This window comes from Pseudomonas sp. FP2300, assembly GCF_030687595.1.
Classification (GTDB): Bacteria; Pseudomonadota; Gammaproteobacteria; order Pseudomonadales; family Pseudomonadaceae; genus Aquipseudomonas; species Aquipseudomonas bijieensis.
This window is the reverse complement of sequence record NZ_CP117440.1, coordinates 2090388-2107706: the sequence shown is the minus strand read 5'-3', so window position 1 is coordinate 2107706 and position 17319 is coordinate 2090388. Positions and strand designations below refer to the sequence as shown.

Here is a 17319-nt window from a genome sequence, read left to right as displayed (position 1 = left end):
GCGCGGGCATGGAGTTCCGACATGCCAGCTCTCTACGTGATGATTCCGGCCGCGCTGCTGATCGTGGCCATCGCCGTGTACATTTTCTTCTGGGCCGTGGACAGCGGGCAGTACGACGACCTCGACGGCCCGGCCCACAGCATTCTGTTCGACGATCAGGACCCGAACCACAAGGCGGCGGTGGACGAAGCCAGTGGCGAGCCCCGCAAGCCGGACGACAAGGCCTCACCCCATGCTTGACCTGGCGCCCCTGTTGGTTTCGGCGGTCATCCTCGGCCTGCTCGGCGGCGGCCATTGCCTGGGCATGTGCGGCGGCCTGATGGGCGCCCTGACCCTGGCAATTCCCAAGGAACAGCGCAGCCGGCGCTTCCGGTTGCTACTGGCGTACAACCTGGGGCGGATCCTGAGCTATGCCACCGCCGGGTTGTTGATCGGCCTGGCCGGTTGGGCCGTCTCCAACAGCCCGGCAGCGATGATCATGCGGGTGCTGGCCGGCCTGCTGTTGATTGCCATGGGCCTGTACCTGGCGGGTTGGTGGAGCGGCCTGACCCGTATCGAAAGCGTCGGGCGTGGCTTGTGGCGGCACATCCAGCCTGTCGCCAACCGTTTACTGCCGGTGTCGAGCCTGCCCCGGGCCTTGCTGCTTGGCGCGCTGTGGGGTTGGTTGCCGTGTGGGTTGGTCTACAGCACCCTGTTGTGGTCCGCCAGCCAGGGCAATGCCCTGGACAGCGCATTGCTGATGCTCGCCTTCGGCCTCGGCACCTGGCCGGTGCTGCTCGCCACCGGGCTGGCCGCCGAACGCGTCACCGCCCTGCTGCGCAAACGCAGCGTGCGCATGGCCGGTGGCTTGCTGGTGATTATTTTCGGGATCTGGACACTGCCCGGACCGCATCAGCATTGGCTCATGGGGCATTGACCGAGTCGCAGCCAATCGCGAGCGGGCTCGCGATGAGGCCAGTACCGATGCCCCGTTGACGCAAATCAAAACGGCCTTGCCCACAGCCCCCTAGACTCGCCCCATGCCAGTCTATCCGGGAAATGCCCGCATGCTCGACACCATTCGTTGGGACTCAGATCTCATCCGCCGTTACGACCTGGCGGGACCACGCTACACCTCGTACCCCACCGCCGCACAGTTCGGCGGCCAGGTGGGCACCTTCGACCTGCTCCACGCCCTGCGTGACAGCCGCAAGGCCCTGCGGCCGCTGTCGCTGTATGTGCACATACCGTTCTGCGCGAACATTTGCTACTACTGCGCCTGCAACAAAGTCATCACCAAGGACCGTGGCCGCGCCCACGCCTATCTGCAACGCCTGGAACAGGAAATCCAGCTGATCGGCTGCCACCTGGACCCCACCCAACGCGTGGAACAGTTGCACTTTGGCGGTGGCACCCCGACGTTCCTCAGCCACGACGAACTGCGCCAACTGATGGCCAAGTTGCGCAAGCATTTGAACCTGTTGGATGACGATTCCGGCGACTACAGCATTGAAATCGACCCCCGGGAAGCCGATTGGTCGACCATGGGCCTGCTGCGTGAATTGGGTTTCAACCGGGTCAGTATCGGCGTGCAAGACCTTGACCCGGCGGTGCAACGAGCCGTCAATCGCCTGCAAAGCCTGGAAGAAACCCGTGCCGTGGTCGAAGCCGCCCGGACCTTGCAGTTCCGCTCGTTCAATATCGACCTGATCTACGGACTGCCCAAGCAGACGCCGGAAAACTTCGCTCGCACCGTCCAGGAAGTCATCCATCTGCAACCGGACCGGCTCTCGGTATTCAACTACGCCCACCTGCCGGAACGCTTCATGCCCCAGCGGCGCATCGACAGCCAGGACTTGCCGAACCCGGAGCAGAAACTGGCGATGCTGCAAGGCACCATCGAACAACTGACCGCCGCCGGTTACCGCTACGTAGGCATGGACCACTTCGCCCTGCCCGACGACGAACTGGCAATCGCCCAGGAAGAGGCCACGCTGCAGCGCAACTTCCAGGGCTACACCACCCATGGTCATTGCGACCTGATCGGTCTGGGCGTTTCAGCCATCAGCCAGATCGGTGATTTGTACTGCCAGAACAGCAGTGACCTGAACTATTACCAGAACACCCTCGCCGACGGGCAACTGGCGACCAGCCGCGGACTGATATGCAACGCCGACGACCGCCTGCGGCGCGCGGTGATCCAGCAGTTGATCTGCCATTTCCACCTGGCTTTCGCCGAGATCGAACAAGGCTTCAACATCGATTTCCGTGGCTATTTCGCGTCGTTGTGGCCGCAGTTGCAAGCCATGGCCAAGGACGGCCTGATCGAACTGGACAGCACACATATCAAAGTACTGCCGGCGGGTCGCCTGCTGGTGCGATCCGTGTGCATGGTGTTCGATGCCTATCTGGAGCAACAAAACCGACAGCGCTTCTCCCGAGTCATCTGAGCGCGACAATTTGACGACGAAAGCACACTGGTCGGGGCGACTACGCTGGGGTACCCTTACGCCTTATGTGTGATTTCCCACAAGGATTTAAGAAATGTCCGAGCCAGTCAAACTGCGCGCCCATAACCAGGCCCATTGCAAGGATTGCAGCCTGGCGCCCCTCTGCCTGCCACTTTCGCTGAACCTGGAGGACATGGATGCGCTGGACGACATCGTGAAGCGGGGCCGACCTTTGAAAAAAGGTGAGTTCCTGTTTCGCCAGGGCGACGCCTTCGACTCCGTTTATGCCGTGCGCTCGGGCGCCTTGAAAACCTTCAACTTGAGCGATGGCGGCGAAGAGCAGCTCACTGGCTTCCACCTGCCCAGCGAGCTGGTAGGCCTATCCGGCATGGACACCGAGAGCCATCCGGTCTCGGCCCAGGCGCTGGAAACCACCTCGGTGTGTGAAATCCCCTTCGATCGCCTGGACGAGCTGGCCTTGCAACTGCCGCAGCTGCGCCGCCAGTTGATGCGGGTCATGAGCCGGGAAATCCGTGACGATCAGCAAATGATGCTGCTGCTCTCGAAAAAAACCGCCGACGAGCGTATCGCCACGTTCCTGGTCAACCTCTCGGCACGCTTTCGCGCCCGCGGGTTCTCAGCCAACCAGTTCCGCCTGAGCATGTCGCGCAACGAAATCGGCAACTACCTGGGCCTGGCGGTGGAAACCGTGTCCCGAGTGTTCACCCGTTTCCAACAGAACGAGCTGATTGCCGCCGAAGGCAAGGAAATTCACATTCTCGACCCGATCCAACTGTGCGCCCTGGCCGGCGGTTCGATCGAAGTCTGATGGACCCGCGCGGCTGAGGGATTTGTCTCGCCGCGCTATACTGCCGCGTTTGCAGCCCTGCCAGGACACCTCCACGATGGTCTTTGACTCCTTCGACATCAAATCCCTGATCCGCCCCGTGATCGATTTCCCCAAGCCCGGCGTGATCTTTCGCGACATTACCCCACTGTTCCAATCCCCGACCGCCCTGCGGCTGGTCATGGACAGTTTCGCCCACCGGTATGTCGAGGCCGAGTTCACTCACATCGGTGCGATGGATGCCCGAGGCTTCCTGATCGGCTCGATCCTGGCCTATCAGTTGAACAAGCCGCTGGTCTTGTTCCGCAAGCAAGGCAAGCTGCCGGCCGATGTGCTGGCCGAGGGTTACCAGACCGAGTACGGCGAAGCCTTCCTGGAAGTGCACGCCGATAGCTTGTGCGAGGGGGACTCGGTGGTGATGTTCGATGACCTGATCGCCACTGGCGGCACGCTGATCGCCGCCGCCAACCTGATCCGCCGCATGGGCGCCAAGGTCCACGAGGCCGCGGCGATCATCGACTTGCCAGAATTGCTCGGCTCCCAGCGCCTGGAGGACATGGGGATCCCGACGTTCTGCCTGACGCAGTTCTCGCTCAGCGAAAAATAATCCTCACCCACAACACATAACCCTTGTGGGAGCGAGCCTGCTCGCGATAGCGATAAATCAGCCAGTATTGATGTTGACTGACACACCGCTATCGCGAGCAGGCTCGCTCCCACAAGGATTGTTGGGTTGATGTTATAAGGCGATCGGCTTGCGCCCCGCAAACGAATGCGCCAACGTGCCGCCATCCACCAACTCAAGCTCCCCACCCAACGGCACGCCGTGGGCAATGCGCGAGGCGATCAGGCCTTTGTTGTTCAGCAGTTGGGCGATGTAATGGGCGGTCGCTTCGCCTTCGACCGTCGGGTTCGTGGCGAGGATAACCTCCGTGAACGTACCCGCCTCTTCGATCCGCGCGATCAACTGTGGAATGCCGATGGCTTCAGGCCCCAAGCCATCGAGCGGTGACAGATGGCCCTTGAGCACGAAATAACGACCGCGAAAACCGGTCTGCTCCACCGCATACACATCCATCGGGCCTTCCACGACGCACAGCAGGCTGTCGTCCCGACGCGGATCGGCGCATTGCGGGCAAAGATCGTCTTCGGTGAGGGTTCGGCATAAACGGCAATGCCCTACACCTTCCATGGCCTGGCTAAGAGCCTGGGCCAGGCGCGAACCGCCGCTGCGATCACGCTCGAGCAATTGCAACGCCATGCGCTGGGCAGTTTTCTGACCCACACCCGGTAACGTTCGCAGGGCATCGATCAGTTGGCGAATCAAAGGGCTGAAGCTCATGGAGGAAATGTCCGACATAACAACGAGACGCGGTTTATACCCGCGCCTCCGATTAGCGTCAAATACTCAATCCTGCGCGACCCGAACCACCAACTTGCCGAAGTTGCGCCCTTCCAGCAGGCCGATAAACGCCTGTGGCGCATTCTCGAGGCCATCGACCACGTCCTCGCGGAACTTGACCTTGCCATCGCGCACCCAAGGCGCCATGGCACTGATGAACTCCGGCTGACGATCACCGTAGTCGTCAAACACAATGAATCCCTGGATCCGCACGCGCTTGGTCAGCAAGGTGCGCTGCAGTTGTGGCAAACGGTCCGGGCCGCTCGGTGCCTGTTGATCATTGTAGGACGCGATCAGGCCACAGAGCGGGATCCGGGCCTTGGCATTGAGCAACGGCACGACGGCATCGAAGACTTTGCCCCCGACGTTTTCGTAATAGATGTCGATGCCCTTGTCGCAGGCCTGCGCCAGTTCCTCGGCAAAATTCGCGCTTTTATGATCGACACAGGCGTCAAAGCCCAGTTCGTCGACCACGTACTTGCATTTTTCGCGGCCGCCCGCAACGCCGATGACACGCAGGCCCTTGATTTTCGCCACCTGGCCGACCACCGAGCCCACCGCACCGGAGGCGGCCGCGACCACCAGGGTTTCCCCGGCCTTGGGTTGGCCAATGTCCATCAATCCCATGTAAGCGGTCATGCCCGGCATGCCCAGCACCCCAAGGGCCATCGACGGGCTAGGCAGCCCGGCGGGGATGGGCATCACATTGCGCCCATCGCTGATGCTGTGGCTCTGCCATCCCGTGGCGCCCACCACCAGATCACCCTCCTGGAATTTCGGGTGCAGCGAGCGCTCCACGCGGCTGACGGCGCCTCCGGTCATCACCCCATCGATTTCCACCGGCGCGGCGTAGGAAGGCGCGTCGCTCATTCGTCCGCGCATGTAGGGGTCCAGGGACAGGAACAGCGTCTTGAGCAGGATTTGCCCGTCCACCAGGTCCGGTAGGTTGATCTGCTCGAAGCGAAAATTGTCCGGGGTGGGTGCGCCTTTGGGTCGGGAGGCGAGGACGATGCGTTGGTTGGAGGTCGACGCTTGTGACATGGAAAGGTCTCCTTGATCGTTGATCGGCTCTTTATAAGGAGCAGACCCTTTTGAAGGGGGTGTGTTCGATGCTCTTGCCGTTGGACCGCGGTGCCAGCATCGCGAGCAGGCTCGCTCCCGCAGGATGACGGTGGCAGACCTGGATTTTGTTAGTACCTTCAGACACTGTGGGAGCGAGCCTGCTCGCGATAGCGGTTTAACAGCCACCGAGGCTTTGGAGCAGAAACAAAAATGCCAGGCGCGATGCCTGGCATTGTGTGTAGCCCATCCCGACCGGGATGGCGAATCAGAACGGCAGCTTCATGCCCGGCGGCAGCTGCATGCCGGCGGTCATGCCGGACATCTTGTCCTGGCTGTTGGCTTCGATCTTGCGCACCGCGTCATTGACGGCAGCGGCGAACAGCGCTTCGAGCATTTCCTTGTCGTCTTCGCTCAGGCCTTCGACCACGCTTGGGTCGATGCTCACGCGCTTGATGTCGTGGCGACCGGTCATGACCACGGTCACCATATCGCCGCCGGACTTGCCGGTGACTTCGGCGTTGGCCAGTTCTTCCTGCATCTTGGCCATTTTTTCCTGCATCTGCTGCGCCTGCTTCATCAGGCCGGCCATGCCACCTTTCATCATGGGAATCACCTCGAAAGTACTTGGATAAACAACGCGCCCGGCCCGTTGGACCCGACGCCTTCAGTTATGAGCCCTGGGTGACCGGGGCCTCGACAGGTTCGATAGTATCGTGACGGACCACGGCGCCGAACTGTTGCATCATCTGCTGGATGAATGGATCACTGTGGATCGACTCTTCGGCTTCGCGCTGACGGTCGGCACGGCGACGGGACGCGGCCTGGGCCGGGGTCTCCTGCTCGGGCTTGATCAGCTCGATGGTCAACGTCAGGGTGCGCTGGTGGTACTGGTTCAGTGCATCGTTGAGGCGACGCTGCTGGGTCGCGTTGAACAATGCGCTGTGGGCCGGGTCCAGGTGCAACAGCCAGTGGTCGCCTTCCACGGAGATCAGCGTGCAGTTGGCGGCGATGCTACCGGTCATGCCGCTGATCGGCAGTCGAGGGAACAGTTCCAGCCATTGCAGGGCCAGCCCGGTGGCCGGCATCGCCGCCGGTTCCGGCTCGGGCTCCGGGGCCGGCTCGGCGGCGTGCTCGCTGGCCAGGTCGTCCAGGTAGCTGTAGGCCGAATCCATGTCCGGCTCGATGTAATCCTCGTCCAGCGGCGGCTCATCGTCCAGGTCGATGCCCGGCGTGGCGACGTCGACGTCGGCCACTGTTGGCTCGGGCACTGGCGCGACGACCCACTCCGGCGCATCGGGTACCACGCTGTCGGGCGCTGGCAATGGCATCGGCGGCAACTCAGGCTGCTCGGCGATGGTCTCCAGGACCGGCTCCACGGCGGGTTGCTGGACAACCTCCGGCTCGACCGGATCGTTCCAGGGCAGGTCGACCACGGCTTCGACGACAGGTTCGGGCGCCGCCTCGACGACCGGTTCGGGTTCTGGCTCAGGGGCCGTGACAACGGGTGTCGGGGTCGGTTGTGCCACAGGCGCGTCCGGAGCCGAAGCCACTGCCGGCGCAACGACGGGCGCGGCAGCCACTGGCTTGGCGGAATCAGCTGTGGCCTGGCTGATCCCCACTGGCTTTAGCGGCTGCCTCGGGGCGTCCGCCGTGTCGGCTGGCCGGAATGCCAGCATTCGCAACAGGACCATTTCGAAGCCGCCGCGCGGATCCGGCGCCAGGGGCAGGTCGCGACGGCCAATCAGGCCCATCTGGTAATAGAACTGCACGTCTTCGGCCGGCAGTGCCTGGGCCAGGGCCAGTACGCGATCACGGTCGCCATGGCCGTTGTCGACGCCATCCGGCAAGGCCTGGGCGATGGCGACACGGTGCAGCACGTTGAGGATTTCCGAGAGCACGCCATTCCAGTCCGGCCCCTGCTCGGCCAGGTGACGCACGGCCTCGAGCAGCGCCTTGGCGTCGCCTTCGATCAGCGCCTGCAACACGTCATAGACCTGACCGTGATCGAGAGTGCCGAGCATGGCCCGGACATCGGCGGCCATGACCTTGCCTTCACCGAAAGCGATGGCCTGGTCGGTCAGGCTCATGGCATCGCGCATCGAACCATCGGCGGCGCGGCCCAGCAGCCACAGTGCATCGTCCTCGAAGGGCACGTTCTCGACGCCCAGTACGTGCGTCAGGTGCTCGACGACCCGTTCCGGCGTCATGTTCTTGAGGGAGAACTGCAAGCATCGCGACAAAATCGTTGCAGGAAGTTTCTGCGGGTCAGTGGTCGCCAGGATGAACTTGACGTAGGGCGGCGGCTCCTCGAGGGTCTTGAGCAGCGCATTGAAAGAATGGCTGGAGAGCATGTGCACTTCGTCGATCAGGTAGACCTTGAAGCGCCCACGGCTCGGCGCGTACTGCACGTTATCGAGCAGCTCGCGGGTGTCTTCGACCTTGGTGCGGCTGGCGGCGTCGATCTCGATCAGGTCGACGAAACGGCCCTCGTCGATTTCCCGGCAGACCGAGCACTCGCCGCAAGGCGTCGAGGTGATGCCGGTTTCACAGTTCAGGCACTTGGCGATGATCCGCGCGATGGTGGTCTTGCCCACGCCGCGGGTACCCGTGAACAGGTAGGCATGGTGCAGCCGCTGGCTGTCCAAGGCATTGATCAGAGCCTTGAGCACATGGGTCTGGCCGACCATTTCGCGGAACGAGCGCGGACGCCATTTACGTGCAAGAACCTGATAACTCATCGAAAACCGTCGCAACGAAGGAACATAAGCGGCTAATGCTAGCGGAGCAGGGGCGAAATTGCATCCGGTGTGCTCGTCTAATCTGACTAAGATTGGTCAAGGACTCGGTTGTCGACGCGGTTTTGTACAGTCAGGAGAGTTTATGCGCTCAGCCATGGGGGCTTTGCTGTTGTTGGGTACCAGTTGCTTTGCCGAGGAAGGCCCCTTGCGCTTCGCCGTTACCGACGGCTGGGCGATGCCCATGGTGCAGATCGAACGAGGTCGGCCGACTCAGGGCATCATTCCCGACATCATGACAAGCCTGGCGACCCAGGTAGGGCTGCCGGCGCAATTCCACGTCCTGTCCCGCGCCCGGCTGGACGGCACCATGAAACACGGCGAAATCGACCTGCGCTGTTATGTCAGCCCCGACTGGGTGAAGGACAGTGGCGATTATTTGTGGAGCATCCCGTTGTTTTTCCAGCGTGACCTGCTCGTCGCCACGGCAAGCACCCCTGCGGCGGTCACACCCGCAACGTTGCCGGAACAAGCCATCGGCACGGTGCTCGGCTATACCTACCCGACCTTGCAACCCTTGTTCGACAGCGGCCAACTGCACCGCGACGACGCCCGCAGCCAGGAACAAGTGCTGGCGAAACTGCTGGCCGGACGTTATCGCTACGGGATCAGTAACCAATGGGCACTGGACTGGTTCAATCAACGCCATACCGCCGATCGACAACTCCATGAAGTGGCGGTACTCCAGGAACAGCAGTTGAGCTGTTACGTGCGCAACGATCCGAGCATCCCGGCGCAACGCATCCTGAGGACATTGCTGACCATGAAGACATCCGGGGAGATCGACGCAATCATCCAGCTTTATACCGGTCGCAGTGACGTATCGCCGGCCAGCAGCAACACACCCTCTCCCTGATCGCCGGGTCGCTGCCGCCATTGCGCCGGCGGGATGAACCCCAGGACCCAGTCGGGGATCTGTTCGGGCGGCATGGGCCGGGCGATGAAGTAACCTTGGGCCACCTCACAGCCCAGGCGCAGCAGCAACTGGCCATGCTCCAGGCTGTCCAGGCCCTCGGCGACCACCTCACGGCCAAACGCCCGGGCCAGGCCGATCACCGCTTCGGTCAGCGCCAGGTCGTCCTGGTCGTCGAGAATGTCGCGGACAAAGGTCTTGTCGATCTTGATGGTCTGCGTGCGCAGGTGCTTGAGGTCGTTGAGCGAGCAGTAGCCGGTGCCGAAACCACCCAGTGAAAAACCCACGCCCAACGCCTGGCAGGCCTGGAGGCAAGCGCTGACGTGTGCAAGGTTCTCCACCGCGACGGATTCGACAATCTGCAGATCCAACAGCCGTGGCGGTACCGCCGGATGCCGCTCCAGCACCTGACGCAACCGCTCGACAAAATCCGCCCGCTGGAAATGCCGCGCCGAGATATTGATGCTCACCGGCCAGCCCTGCCCCGCCTGCTGCCATTGCTGCAATTGGATGAGTACCTGCTCCATGACCCACTCGCCGATCTCGACGATCAGGTCAGTCTCTTCCACCAGGGGCAGGAACTCCCGAGGCGGCACCAGGCCACGTTGCGGGTGCTTCCAGCGCAGCAGCGCCTCGAGGCCGACCACGGTGCCATGGCGCATATTGACCTTGGGCTGGAAATGCAGCCGCAGCTCATTACCGGCCAATGCCTGGCGGACCCGCTCGACAGTCTGGTAAGTGGCTCGCACTTCCTTGTCCCGGGACACATCGAACAAGTGGAAACGATTGCGACCGCTTTGCTTGGCCACGTACATCGCCTGGTCAGCGTGGCGCAACAAGGTCTCGGCGTCTTCGTTGTCCCATGGGAACAGCGTGACACCAATGCTGGCGAAAACCTTGATGTCCTTGCCGTCGATGCCATAAGGCATGGAAACGGCGATCAACACCCGGTTCAAGGCAGCATGTAATTCATCCATCCCACGCACATGGCGCAGCACCAGCACGAACTCGTCCCCACCCAGCCGTGCTACCACGTCCTCGCCACGCACAATGCTGCGCAGGCGCCTGGCAACTTCCACCAGCAGCCGATCGCCGCTGGCATGACCATAGCCGTCATTGACGGCCTTGAAGCCATCGAGGTCGAGCATGCACACCGCCAGGGGCAGGTTCTCCGCGCGTGAAAACTCCAGGGCCTGGTCCAGCAGTTCGGACAGATAAGTGCGGTTGGGCAGCCCGGTCAGCACATCGTGCCCTACCCGCCATTGCAGCGAATGCAGCAGGCGCCGCTTTTCGCTGACGTCGAAGCGAATCGCCAGGTAGCGTTCAATTTGCCCGGTCTCGTCGTCGATCACCGGCACCAACGTGGTGTCGACCCAGTGCAGCGTACCGTCCTTGGCCCGGTTGCAGATCTCCCCTTTCCAGACCTGGCCCAGGGCAATGGTGCGCCACATGGCGCTGAAGAACTCGTCAGGGTGTTGGCCGGAATTGAGCAGGCGATGGTTCGCTCCCAACAACTCATCGCGCCGGTAACCAAAAAGGCTGCAAAATTGATCGTTGACGTAGGTGATGCGCCCGCTCAGATCGGTTTCGGAAAAAATCGCGGCGGCGTCAACGGCTCTGCGGTACTTCTTATCCATCGAAGCAGTCATCCATGAGTCAGGCTCATTTGTCGCGCGCGGTTGCACCGCCTTCAAGACAGGCGAAAATCAACTAGGCTCAAACACTTTGAGAAAAGCCGGAGCGCGGGTCCTGGTGGTGCCAAGGTAAGGCTTCAGCCCTTGCCTTGTATCGCGGCAAGAAACGCAAGGACCGGTCTGCGCGCACACCCAGGCTTCTGAAGCAGGTCACCAAATGCCCGTGCCAAAGGCCGATTCTACGAAACACATCACACTTTGCAAAGCAAGGTGATGGATCACGCGGTTGCCTAATGCGAAAATCTATCGTTAAGTTCTTGATTCTAAATGGGAATTAAGCGATGCAAATTTCAAGTTTGGGTCCAGCCATCAGACGCTACCGCAAAGTAGCGGGGCTTACTCAGGCTGAACTTGGCGAAAAAACCGGTTTTGACCCCAAAACCATCAGCCGCTTCGAAACCGGCACCTACACCCCCAGCGTCGAAGCCTTGTTCCTGCTTGCCAATGTGCTGGATGTACAACTGAAAGCCTTTTTTGCCGACATGGGCGATGAGGACGAACAGCGGGCGTATCTATTCGGTGTCATACACAGAGCCACCCCGAAGGATCTGGGAAAGCTGATCGCAGCGGTCGACCAGGCCTTGTCCAAGCCTTGACGCCATGAAAGAGAAGCCTGGCCTGTCAATGCGAGACAGGCCAGGCTTCTCTTTGCTCGCTTGCCCAATTCCGAGGGCGACGCAAGACATAATGTCACGTTGACATCGTCCACCACGAACCCGGACTATCAACGCGCTGATTCCTGCGTCCCTATGACGCCTACGACTCGTCTACACAATAAAATCCCAGGGGACACCGTGCATAAACTTTCGATCATTCTCGTTTCGATACTCGCCACCGGCTGCACCGCCAAATACGCGCAACAAGAAGTATTCCCCAACCCTGGAAAACTTGATCGGCAAATGCCAGTCACCATCGCCACACCAGTTGACGGCCGCTACGAAACGACACCCTATACTGCCTCCGGAGATATGACAGCTGCCGCCATCAAGACGGCATTCTCTTATTACACCAACCGTGTGACGGTAACGGGCACGTGCCATGAATTGAACTGCCTGAGGCAGAACAACCCTTCGGGCTACTACGTCATCCCGGAAATCCTCCATTGGGAAGAACGCGCCACAGAATGGTCGGGCCTCCCCGACAAGATTGAAGTGAAGCTCGCCATTTATGGCTCGACTGGAACACAGCCGCTGGGGTCTGCGATCCTGTCCGGTAAAAGCAAGTGGGCGACTTTCGGCGGGGATCATCCACAGGATCTTTTACAAGAGCCGATTAATGAGTATGTGAAAGCTCAGTACTGACTGTAGGGGCCCGTCCTGCCGGTGCACAGGGCCGCCCTCCTTATCGACGCTCGATTGCCCTGCCCGGCCAAAACCCGGACAGCAGAAAGCACCGATCGATATCGATCAGCAAAACGAAAGGAAATTCTGAATTTGGCAAACCTTGCGAACGAAGGCTTGGGCGTTATGGAGGCAACCCCACCAGCCACACCCCGGCACACAATGTTCCCGCTGTGGCTGCTTCCTTCCGGATCTGACCAGGTTCACGGGTAATCGTTGCGGGGGGACCGATGGGGTCACCATAACGATGCCCGCCTGACGGCGAGCCGCGCCATTGTACCTATCTGACGAGAAGTTACAACCGTTCGTACCAGATAAAAAAACTGAAGATGTTCAAGCACTTGCTGTGGGGTGCTTGCTATGGCGTCGGCACATCCGACAGGAAGGCAAGCTAACCTGCCGCCATCGTGAGCAAGCTCGCTCCCACATGAGTTCTCTAGTGTTCACAGATCCAGCGCTCTGCCCAGGTCCCTTGTGGGAGCGAGCCTGCTCGCGATAGCGCTGGATCAGCTTGCATTGATGTTGAATGAACCTCCGTCATCGCGAGCAGGCTCGCTCCCACGGAAAAACTGCGGTAAAGCTTTAATCGATTGAATCTTTTAACCAATACTTACGAACAACTACAAACATTGCATCATTGTCGATATTAAATGGCCGATCATGACGACGTATTACAAACCACCACTGGGCAGAACGGCCCATACTCACCATTGGAAGCTTGAGCCCGAACTTGAACATTGAAATAAACAGGTCGGGATCCCCCACTGACGCCTATCTCATGCTGGTACCAGCCGCGTCCGTCCGGTTTCACTTGGGTTGCGGGAACGAACTGCGGCTGTCCAGTTGCCACCGCTGTTACTTTAAACGTGTGCCCCGCAATCTGATCGGGCCGGACATTATCCGAGATTTGCCAGGCTAATATAATGGTGTATTGGCTCTGTCCGGCCTGGGAAAGTCTCCGAGGCGCATTGGGAATGGTTGTCGCTTTATCTGATTCATCATGTTTCATCGTATTATCCATAATAAATATAGCCATCATCCATGGCGGCCTTAGGGTAAAGGAAAACTTGAATATAAAACCACCATCAAAACAAATAGCATTACTTTAACGCTGCCTAGCCTCCCAACGAGGCAGGCAAACTTAGTGCGAAAACAAAGTTACATAAGCACCTCATCCGCCCGACCACCCTCCTCCTGAATAACCAGATGGATGAAATGCAGCTTGGTGATGACGGCGGCGGGTACGACGAACGGATAGAAATCCGGCTGGCCCATGCTGCGGGACAGTTCGTTGAGCATGCCAGCCAGCTCGATCCAGGCGTTGACGAATGACAGGAAGGCCGTCCCCCCAGTGTGCTCGGGGTCGTACAAGGTCTCGGGCGGAAAAGGCTGGTAGTCGATATCCATTTCCCGAGCACTCATGCCAAAACCCAGCGCCGTGTCCACCGCATCCATCATGTGCAGATAGTGAGCCCAGGTTTCCGCCCAGTCTTCCCAGGGATGCATGGTGGCGTAGGCGCTGACGTAATGGGTTTGCCAGTCCAGCGGCGCTCCCTGCTGATAATGCCGCTCCAAGGCTGCGGAATAACTGGCGCGCTCATCGCCGAACAGCTCACGAAACGCCTCGAGCCAGTGAGTGTTGGCGATCAGCCGATCCCAGTAGTAGTGCCCCACCTCATGCCGGAAATGTCCGAGCAAGGTGCGATACGGTTCGCGCATCTGCTGGCGCACGTATTCGCGATGGGCATCGTCGGCTTCTTTGATATCGAGGGTGACCAGGCCGCTGGCGTGACCTGTGGTCGGAGGCGTGCCATCGGGATCGACGCCAATGAAATCGAAAGCCAGGCCGATATGTTCATCGACGGTTTTCGGGATCACCGGCAAGCCGAGGGTGATCAGTTGCGCCACCAACCGGCGCTTGGCGGTTTCGACCTTGCGCCAGCGCTCGGGGTTTTCCGGGATCGACAAATCGGGGATGGTGCGATTCAGGCTGCAGGCAATGCACAAAACATCATTTCCGTTGGCTGGCAACAGCCAGTTGCACGCCGCCGGGGTGTCAAGGTTGGCGCAGCGGCGGAACAGTCCGGCTTGCGGGTCGGCGTCCAGCGTCCAGGTGTCGGGTTGCTCGCCCGGTTGCAAGGACGACAGGCGGCTTTGTTCAGGCTGATAGCCCAGCGCCGCCAGGCAAGCCAGGCATTGGCTGTTGCGAAAAAACAGCGACTGGCCGCAGCGACACGACCAGATTTTGCTATTGCGCGAACGATCGCCCATGAAAGGCGCGGCAATGCGTGAGGTCAGTTGTTCGAAGAAGCGGTACATGGCGATCTCTCCCTGGAGCCTGCAAGACTAGATCATCCTCTGCCCACGATCGTTCCCATGCATTGCCTGACCGGTGCCGCCGAGCGGGAGCAAGCTCCCTCGCCACAAAAACCAGAGTATTGCCCGAAGGAGCGCTCACGGTTAAACCGTGATGCCATGCTTACTCAAGAAAGCGACAAACGCCTCTTCGTCGAGCACCTTGAGCCCCAGCTCATTGGCCTTGGTCAGCTTCGACCCCGCCCCCGGCCCGGCTACCACGCAATGGGTTTTCGCCGATACGGAACCGGCGACCTTGGCCCCCAGGCTTTCCAGCTTGTCCTTGGCAACATCGCGGCTCATCAGCTCCAACGACCCGGTCAACACCCAGGTGTGCCCCGCCTCGGGCAAGCCTTCGACGACTTTCTTCTCGCTCTGCCAATGCATGCCGAAGTCCCGCAGCTGTTGTTCCGCAGCTTGGGCCTGCTGGCGATTGGCGGCGACAGCGAAGAACTCGCGTACGGCGTTGGCCTGTTTTTCCGGCAGGGCCTGGCGCATGTCCAGCCAGTCGGCGTTCATCACGGCTTCGAGTGAACCGAACTTGTCCGCCAGTTTCTGTGCCCCGCCCGGCCCGACCGAGGGAATGTGCAGTTTGTCGAGAAAGCCGCCCAGGGTGGTGCTGGCGGAGAATTCGGCGCCCAACTCGCCCTGATCCTGGATATCGAGACCATGGCGTAGCAGATCCTTGATCACCTCGCGATTGTGCGGGTCTTCGAAGAAGCTGTGGATCTCGTGGGCCACTTCCAGGCCGACGTCGGGCAAGTAGGTGAGCACCTGAGGCAAGGCCGCCTGCACGCGCTCCAGCGAACCGAGGGAGCGGGCCAGGACCTTGGCGGTCTCCTCGCCCACGTCGGGGATGCCGAGGGCGTAGATGAACCGCGCCAGGCTTGGCTTCTTGCTGTCGACGATGGCCGCCAGCAGGTTTTTGCTCGACAGTTCGGCGAAGCCTTCCAGGTCGACCACCTGCTCGAAAGTCAGGGCATACAGATCGGCAGGCGAACCCACCAGCCCCTCGTCCACCAACTGCTCCACGCTCTTTTCACCCAGGCCCTCGATGTCCATGGCCCGGCGCGACACGAAGTGAATGATCGCCTGCTTGAGCTGCGCGCCGCAGGCCAGGCGACCGACGCAACGGTACACCGCGCCTTCGCTGATGGTTTCACGACCCTTGCTGCGCTTGATCAGTTGCGTGCGCTCGACATGGGAGCCGCAGACTGGACATTGCTGGGGAATTTCAACGGGACGGGCGTTTTCCGGGCGACGTTCGGTGACCACTTGCACCACTTGCGGGATCACGTCCCCGGCACGACGGATGATCACGGTGTCGCCGATCATCAGGCCCAGGCGCGCCACTTCGTCCATGTTGTGCAGGGTGGCATTGGCCACAGTCACGCCTGCCACCTTGACCGGCTTGAGCCGCGCCACGGGTGTCACGGCGCCAGTGCGACCGACCTGGAACTCGACGTCCAACAGCTCGGTGAGCTCTTCAGAGGCCGGGAATTTATGGGCGATGGCCCAGCGCGGCTCCCGGGCGCGAAAACCCAGTTCGCGCTGAGAGGCGATGCTGTTGACCTTGAACACCACGCCATCGATTTCATAAGGCAACGCGTTGCGCCGTTCGCCAATGTCGCGGTAGTAATCCAGGCATTCGTCGATGCCATGGGCGAGTTTCAGTTCGCGGCTGATCGGCAGGCCCCAGGCCTTGAGCTGCTTGAGATTGCCGATGTGGGTATCAGCAATGTCCGCGGTCACCTGGCCGATGCCGTAGCAGCAGAATTCCAGCGGGCGGTTGGCGGTGATCCTCGAATCCAGCTGACGCAGACTGCCGGCCGCCGCGTTGCGCGGGTTGGCAAACGTCTTGCCGCCCGCCTCCAACTGCGTGGCGTTGAGGCGCTCGAAGCCGGCCTTGGACATGTACACCTCGCCGCGCACTTCCAGCAGCGGTGGCCAGCCAGTGCCCTGCAACTTGAGGGGAATGTTGCGCACGGTGCGCACGTTGACGCTGATGTCCTCGCCCGTGGTGCCGTCACCGCGTGTAGCGCCGCGCACCAGCATGCCGTCCTGATACAGCAAGCTGACCGCCAGGCCATCGAGCTTCGGCTCGCAGCTGTATTCCACCGCCGCGCCGCCGCCCAGCAAGTCGCCCATGGGCAGGTCGAGACCTTCGGTCACCCGGCGGTCGAACTCGCGCATGGTGGTTTCGTCGAAGGCGTTGCCCAGGCTGAGCATCGGGATCTCGTGACGGACCTGACTGAAGGCCGACAGCGCCACGCTGCCGACCCGCTGCGTCGGGGAATCGCTGGTCACCAGCTCCGGATGCTGCTCCTCCAAAGCCTTGAGCTCGTGGAACAAGCGGTCGTACTCGGCGTCCGGGATGCTCGGCTCATCGAGGACGTGATAGCGATAGTTGTGCTGGTCCAGCTCGGTGCGCAGCTGTTGGATGCGGGTTTCAACGGCATTCATGGGTGTTCTCTCATAAAGC

16 protein-coding genes and 1 other RNA gene are annotated in these 17319 nt (G+C 60.9%); 8 read left to right on the top strand and 9 right to left on the bottom strand.

All coding sequences use genetic code 11. The annotated features are described in order from the left end of the window. The first annotated feature begins 21 nt into the window (after positions 1-21). The 5 genes from ccoS to PSH86_RS09270 all read left to right on the top strand — a co-directional run bounded on the left by ccoS (position 22) and on the right by PSH86_RS09270 (position 3883). Entirely contained in the window at positions 22-240 is a 219-nt protein-coding gene (ccoS, locus tag PSH86_RS09290) for a cbb3-type cytochrome oxidase assembly protein CcoS (RefSeq protein WP_305489352.1), read from the top strand. Then, on the top strand, positions 233-916 hold the full coding sequence (locus PSH86_RS09285) for a sulfite exporter TauE/SafE family protein (protein ID WP_046065274.1): 684 nt from the start codon (positions 233-235) through the stop codon (positions 914-916). Before ccoS ends, PSH86_RS09285 begins: the two co-directional genes overlap by 8 nt. Before the next feature lie 130 nt (positions 917-1046). Then, on the top strand, positions 1047-2429 hold the full coding sequence (hemN, locus tag PSH86_RS09280) for an oxygen-independent coproporphyrinogen III oxidase (protein WP_305489348.1): 1383 nt from the start codon (positions 1047-1049) through the stop codon (positions 2427-2429). 94 nt (positions 2430-2523) lie between these two features. Beyond that, positions 2524-3258 carry a fumarate/nitrate reduction transcriptional regulator Fnr gene (gene fnr / locus PSH86_RS09275; protein ID WP_305489346.1) on the top strand — a complete coding sequence of 245 codons (735 nt, stop codon included), beginning with the start codon at positions 2524-2526 and terminating at the stop codon, positions 3256-3258. A 76-nt stretch (positions 3259-3334) separates the two neighbouring features. Beyond that, positions 3335-3883, top strand: coding sequence for an adenine phosphoribosyltransferase (locus tag PSH86_RS09270; RefSeq protein ID WP_003183509.1), 549 nt, complete (start codon positions 3335-3337; stop codon positions 3881-3883). A 132-nt stretch (positions 3884-4015) separates the two neighbouring features. Here the strand turns inward: PSH86_RS09270 and recR are convergent, their stop codons facing one another. The 4 genes from recR to dnaX form a co-directional block, all read right to left on the bottom strand. Then, positions 4016-4618, bottom strand: coding sequence for a recombination mediator RecR (recR, locus tag PSH86_RS09265; protein ID WP_003199585.1), 603 nt, complete (start codon positions 4616-4618; stop codon positions 4016-4018). Positions 4619-4684: 66 nt separating this feature from the next. After that, positions 4685-5719: an NADP-dependent oxidoreductase gene (locus PSH86_RS09260; RefSeq protein ID WP_109751552.1), complete on the bottom strand. Its 1035-nt coding sequence runs from the start codon at positions 5717-5719 to the stop codon at positions 4685-4687. 286 nt (positions 5720-6005) lie between these two features. Continuing rightward, positions 6006-6344: a YbaB/EbfC family nucleoid-associated protein gene (locus PSH86_RS09255; RefSeq protein WP_003183512.1), complete on the bottom strand. Its 339-nt coding sequence runs from the start codon at positions 6342-6344 to the stop codon at positions 6006-6008. 64 nt (positions 6345-6408) lie between these two features. After that, positions 6409-8478: a DNA polymerase III subunit gamma/tau gene (dnaX, locus tag PSH86_RS09250; RefSeq protein ID WP_305489343.1), complete on the bottom strand. Its 2070-nt coding sequence runs from the start codon at positions 8476-8478 to the stop codon at positions 6409-6411. A gap of 142 nt (positions 8479-8620) precedes the next feature. Between dnaX and PSH86_RS09245 the strand changes: the two genes are divergently transcribed. Then, complete coding sequence (locus PSH86_RS09245; protein WP_305489341.1) at positions 8621-9391, top strand: ABC transporter substrate-binding protein; 771 nt, start codon at positions 8621-8623, stop codon at positions 9389-9391. Here the strand turns inward: PSH86_RS09245 and PSH86_RS09240 are convergent. Further along, positions 9337-11085, bottom strand: coding sequence for a bifunctional diguanylate cyclase/phosphodiesterase (locus tag PSH86_RS09240; protein WP_109751549.1), 1749 nt, complete (start codon positions 11083-11085; stop codon positions 9337-9339). The two genes, PSH86_RS09245 and PSH86_RS09240, sit on opposite strands and share 55 nt — an antisense overlap. 338 nt (positions 11086-11423) lie before the next feature. On the opposite strand from PSH86_RS09240, the gene PSH86_RS09235 reads away from it, so the two are divergent. Both PSH86_RS09235 and PSH86_RS09230 read left to right on the top strand, forming a co-directional pair. Beyond that, entirely contained in the window at positions 11424-11738 is a 315-nt protein-coding gene (locus tag PSH86_RS09235; RefSeq protein ID WP_063322219.1) for a helix-turn-helix domain-containing protein, read from the top strand. A 198-nt stretch (positions 11739-11936) separates the two neighbouring features. Continuing rightward, positions 11937-12443, top strand: a complete 507-nt coding sequence (locus PSH86_RS09230; protein ID WP_116834201.1) for a DUF4823 domain-containing protein — start codon at positions 11937-11939, stop codon at positions 12441-12443. A gap of 175 nt (positions 12444-12618) precedes the next feature. On the opposite strand, the gene ffs is transcribed toward PSH86_RS09230, so the two are convergent. From ffs to ligA, 4 genes are all read right to left on the bottom strand, one after another. Continuing rightward, an RNA gene (gene ffs, locus PSH86_RS09225) (signal recognition particle sRNA small type) lies at positions 12619-12715 on the bottom strand. 425 nt (positions 12716-13140) lie between these two features. Further along, a complete protein-coding gene (locus tag PSH86_RS09220; RefSeq protein WP_163854670.1) occupies positions 13141-13491 on the bottom strand; it encodes a hypothetical protein in 351 nt (116 codons plus the stop codon). Between the two features lie 149 nt (positions 13492-13640). Continuing rightward, positions 13641-14801: a putative zinc-binding metallopeptidase gene (locus PSH86_RS09215; RefSeq protein ID WP_305489339.1), complete on the bottom strand. Its 1161-nt coding sequence runs from the start codon at positions 14799-14801 to the stop codon at positions 13641-13643. A 141-nt stretch (positions 14802-14942) separates the two neighbouring features. Then, positions 14943-17300, bottom strand: coding sequence for an NAD-dependent DNA ligase LigA (ligA, locus tag PSH86_RS09210; RefSeq protein ID WP_163854672.1), 2358 nt, complete (start codon positions 17298-17300; stop codon positions 14943-14945). Positions 17301-17319: the final 19 nt, after the last annotated feature.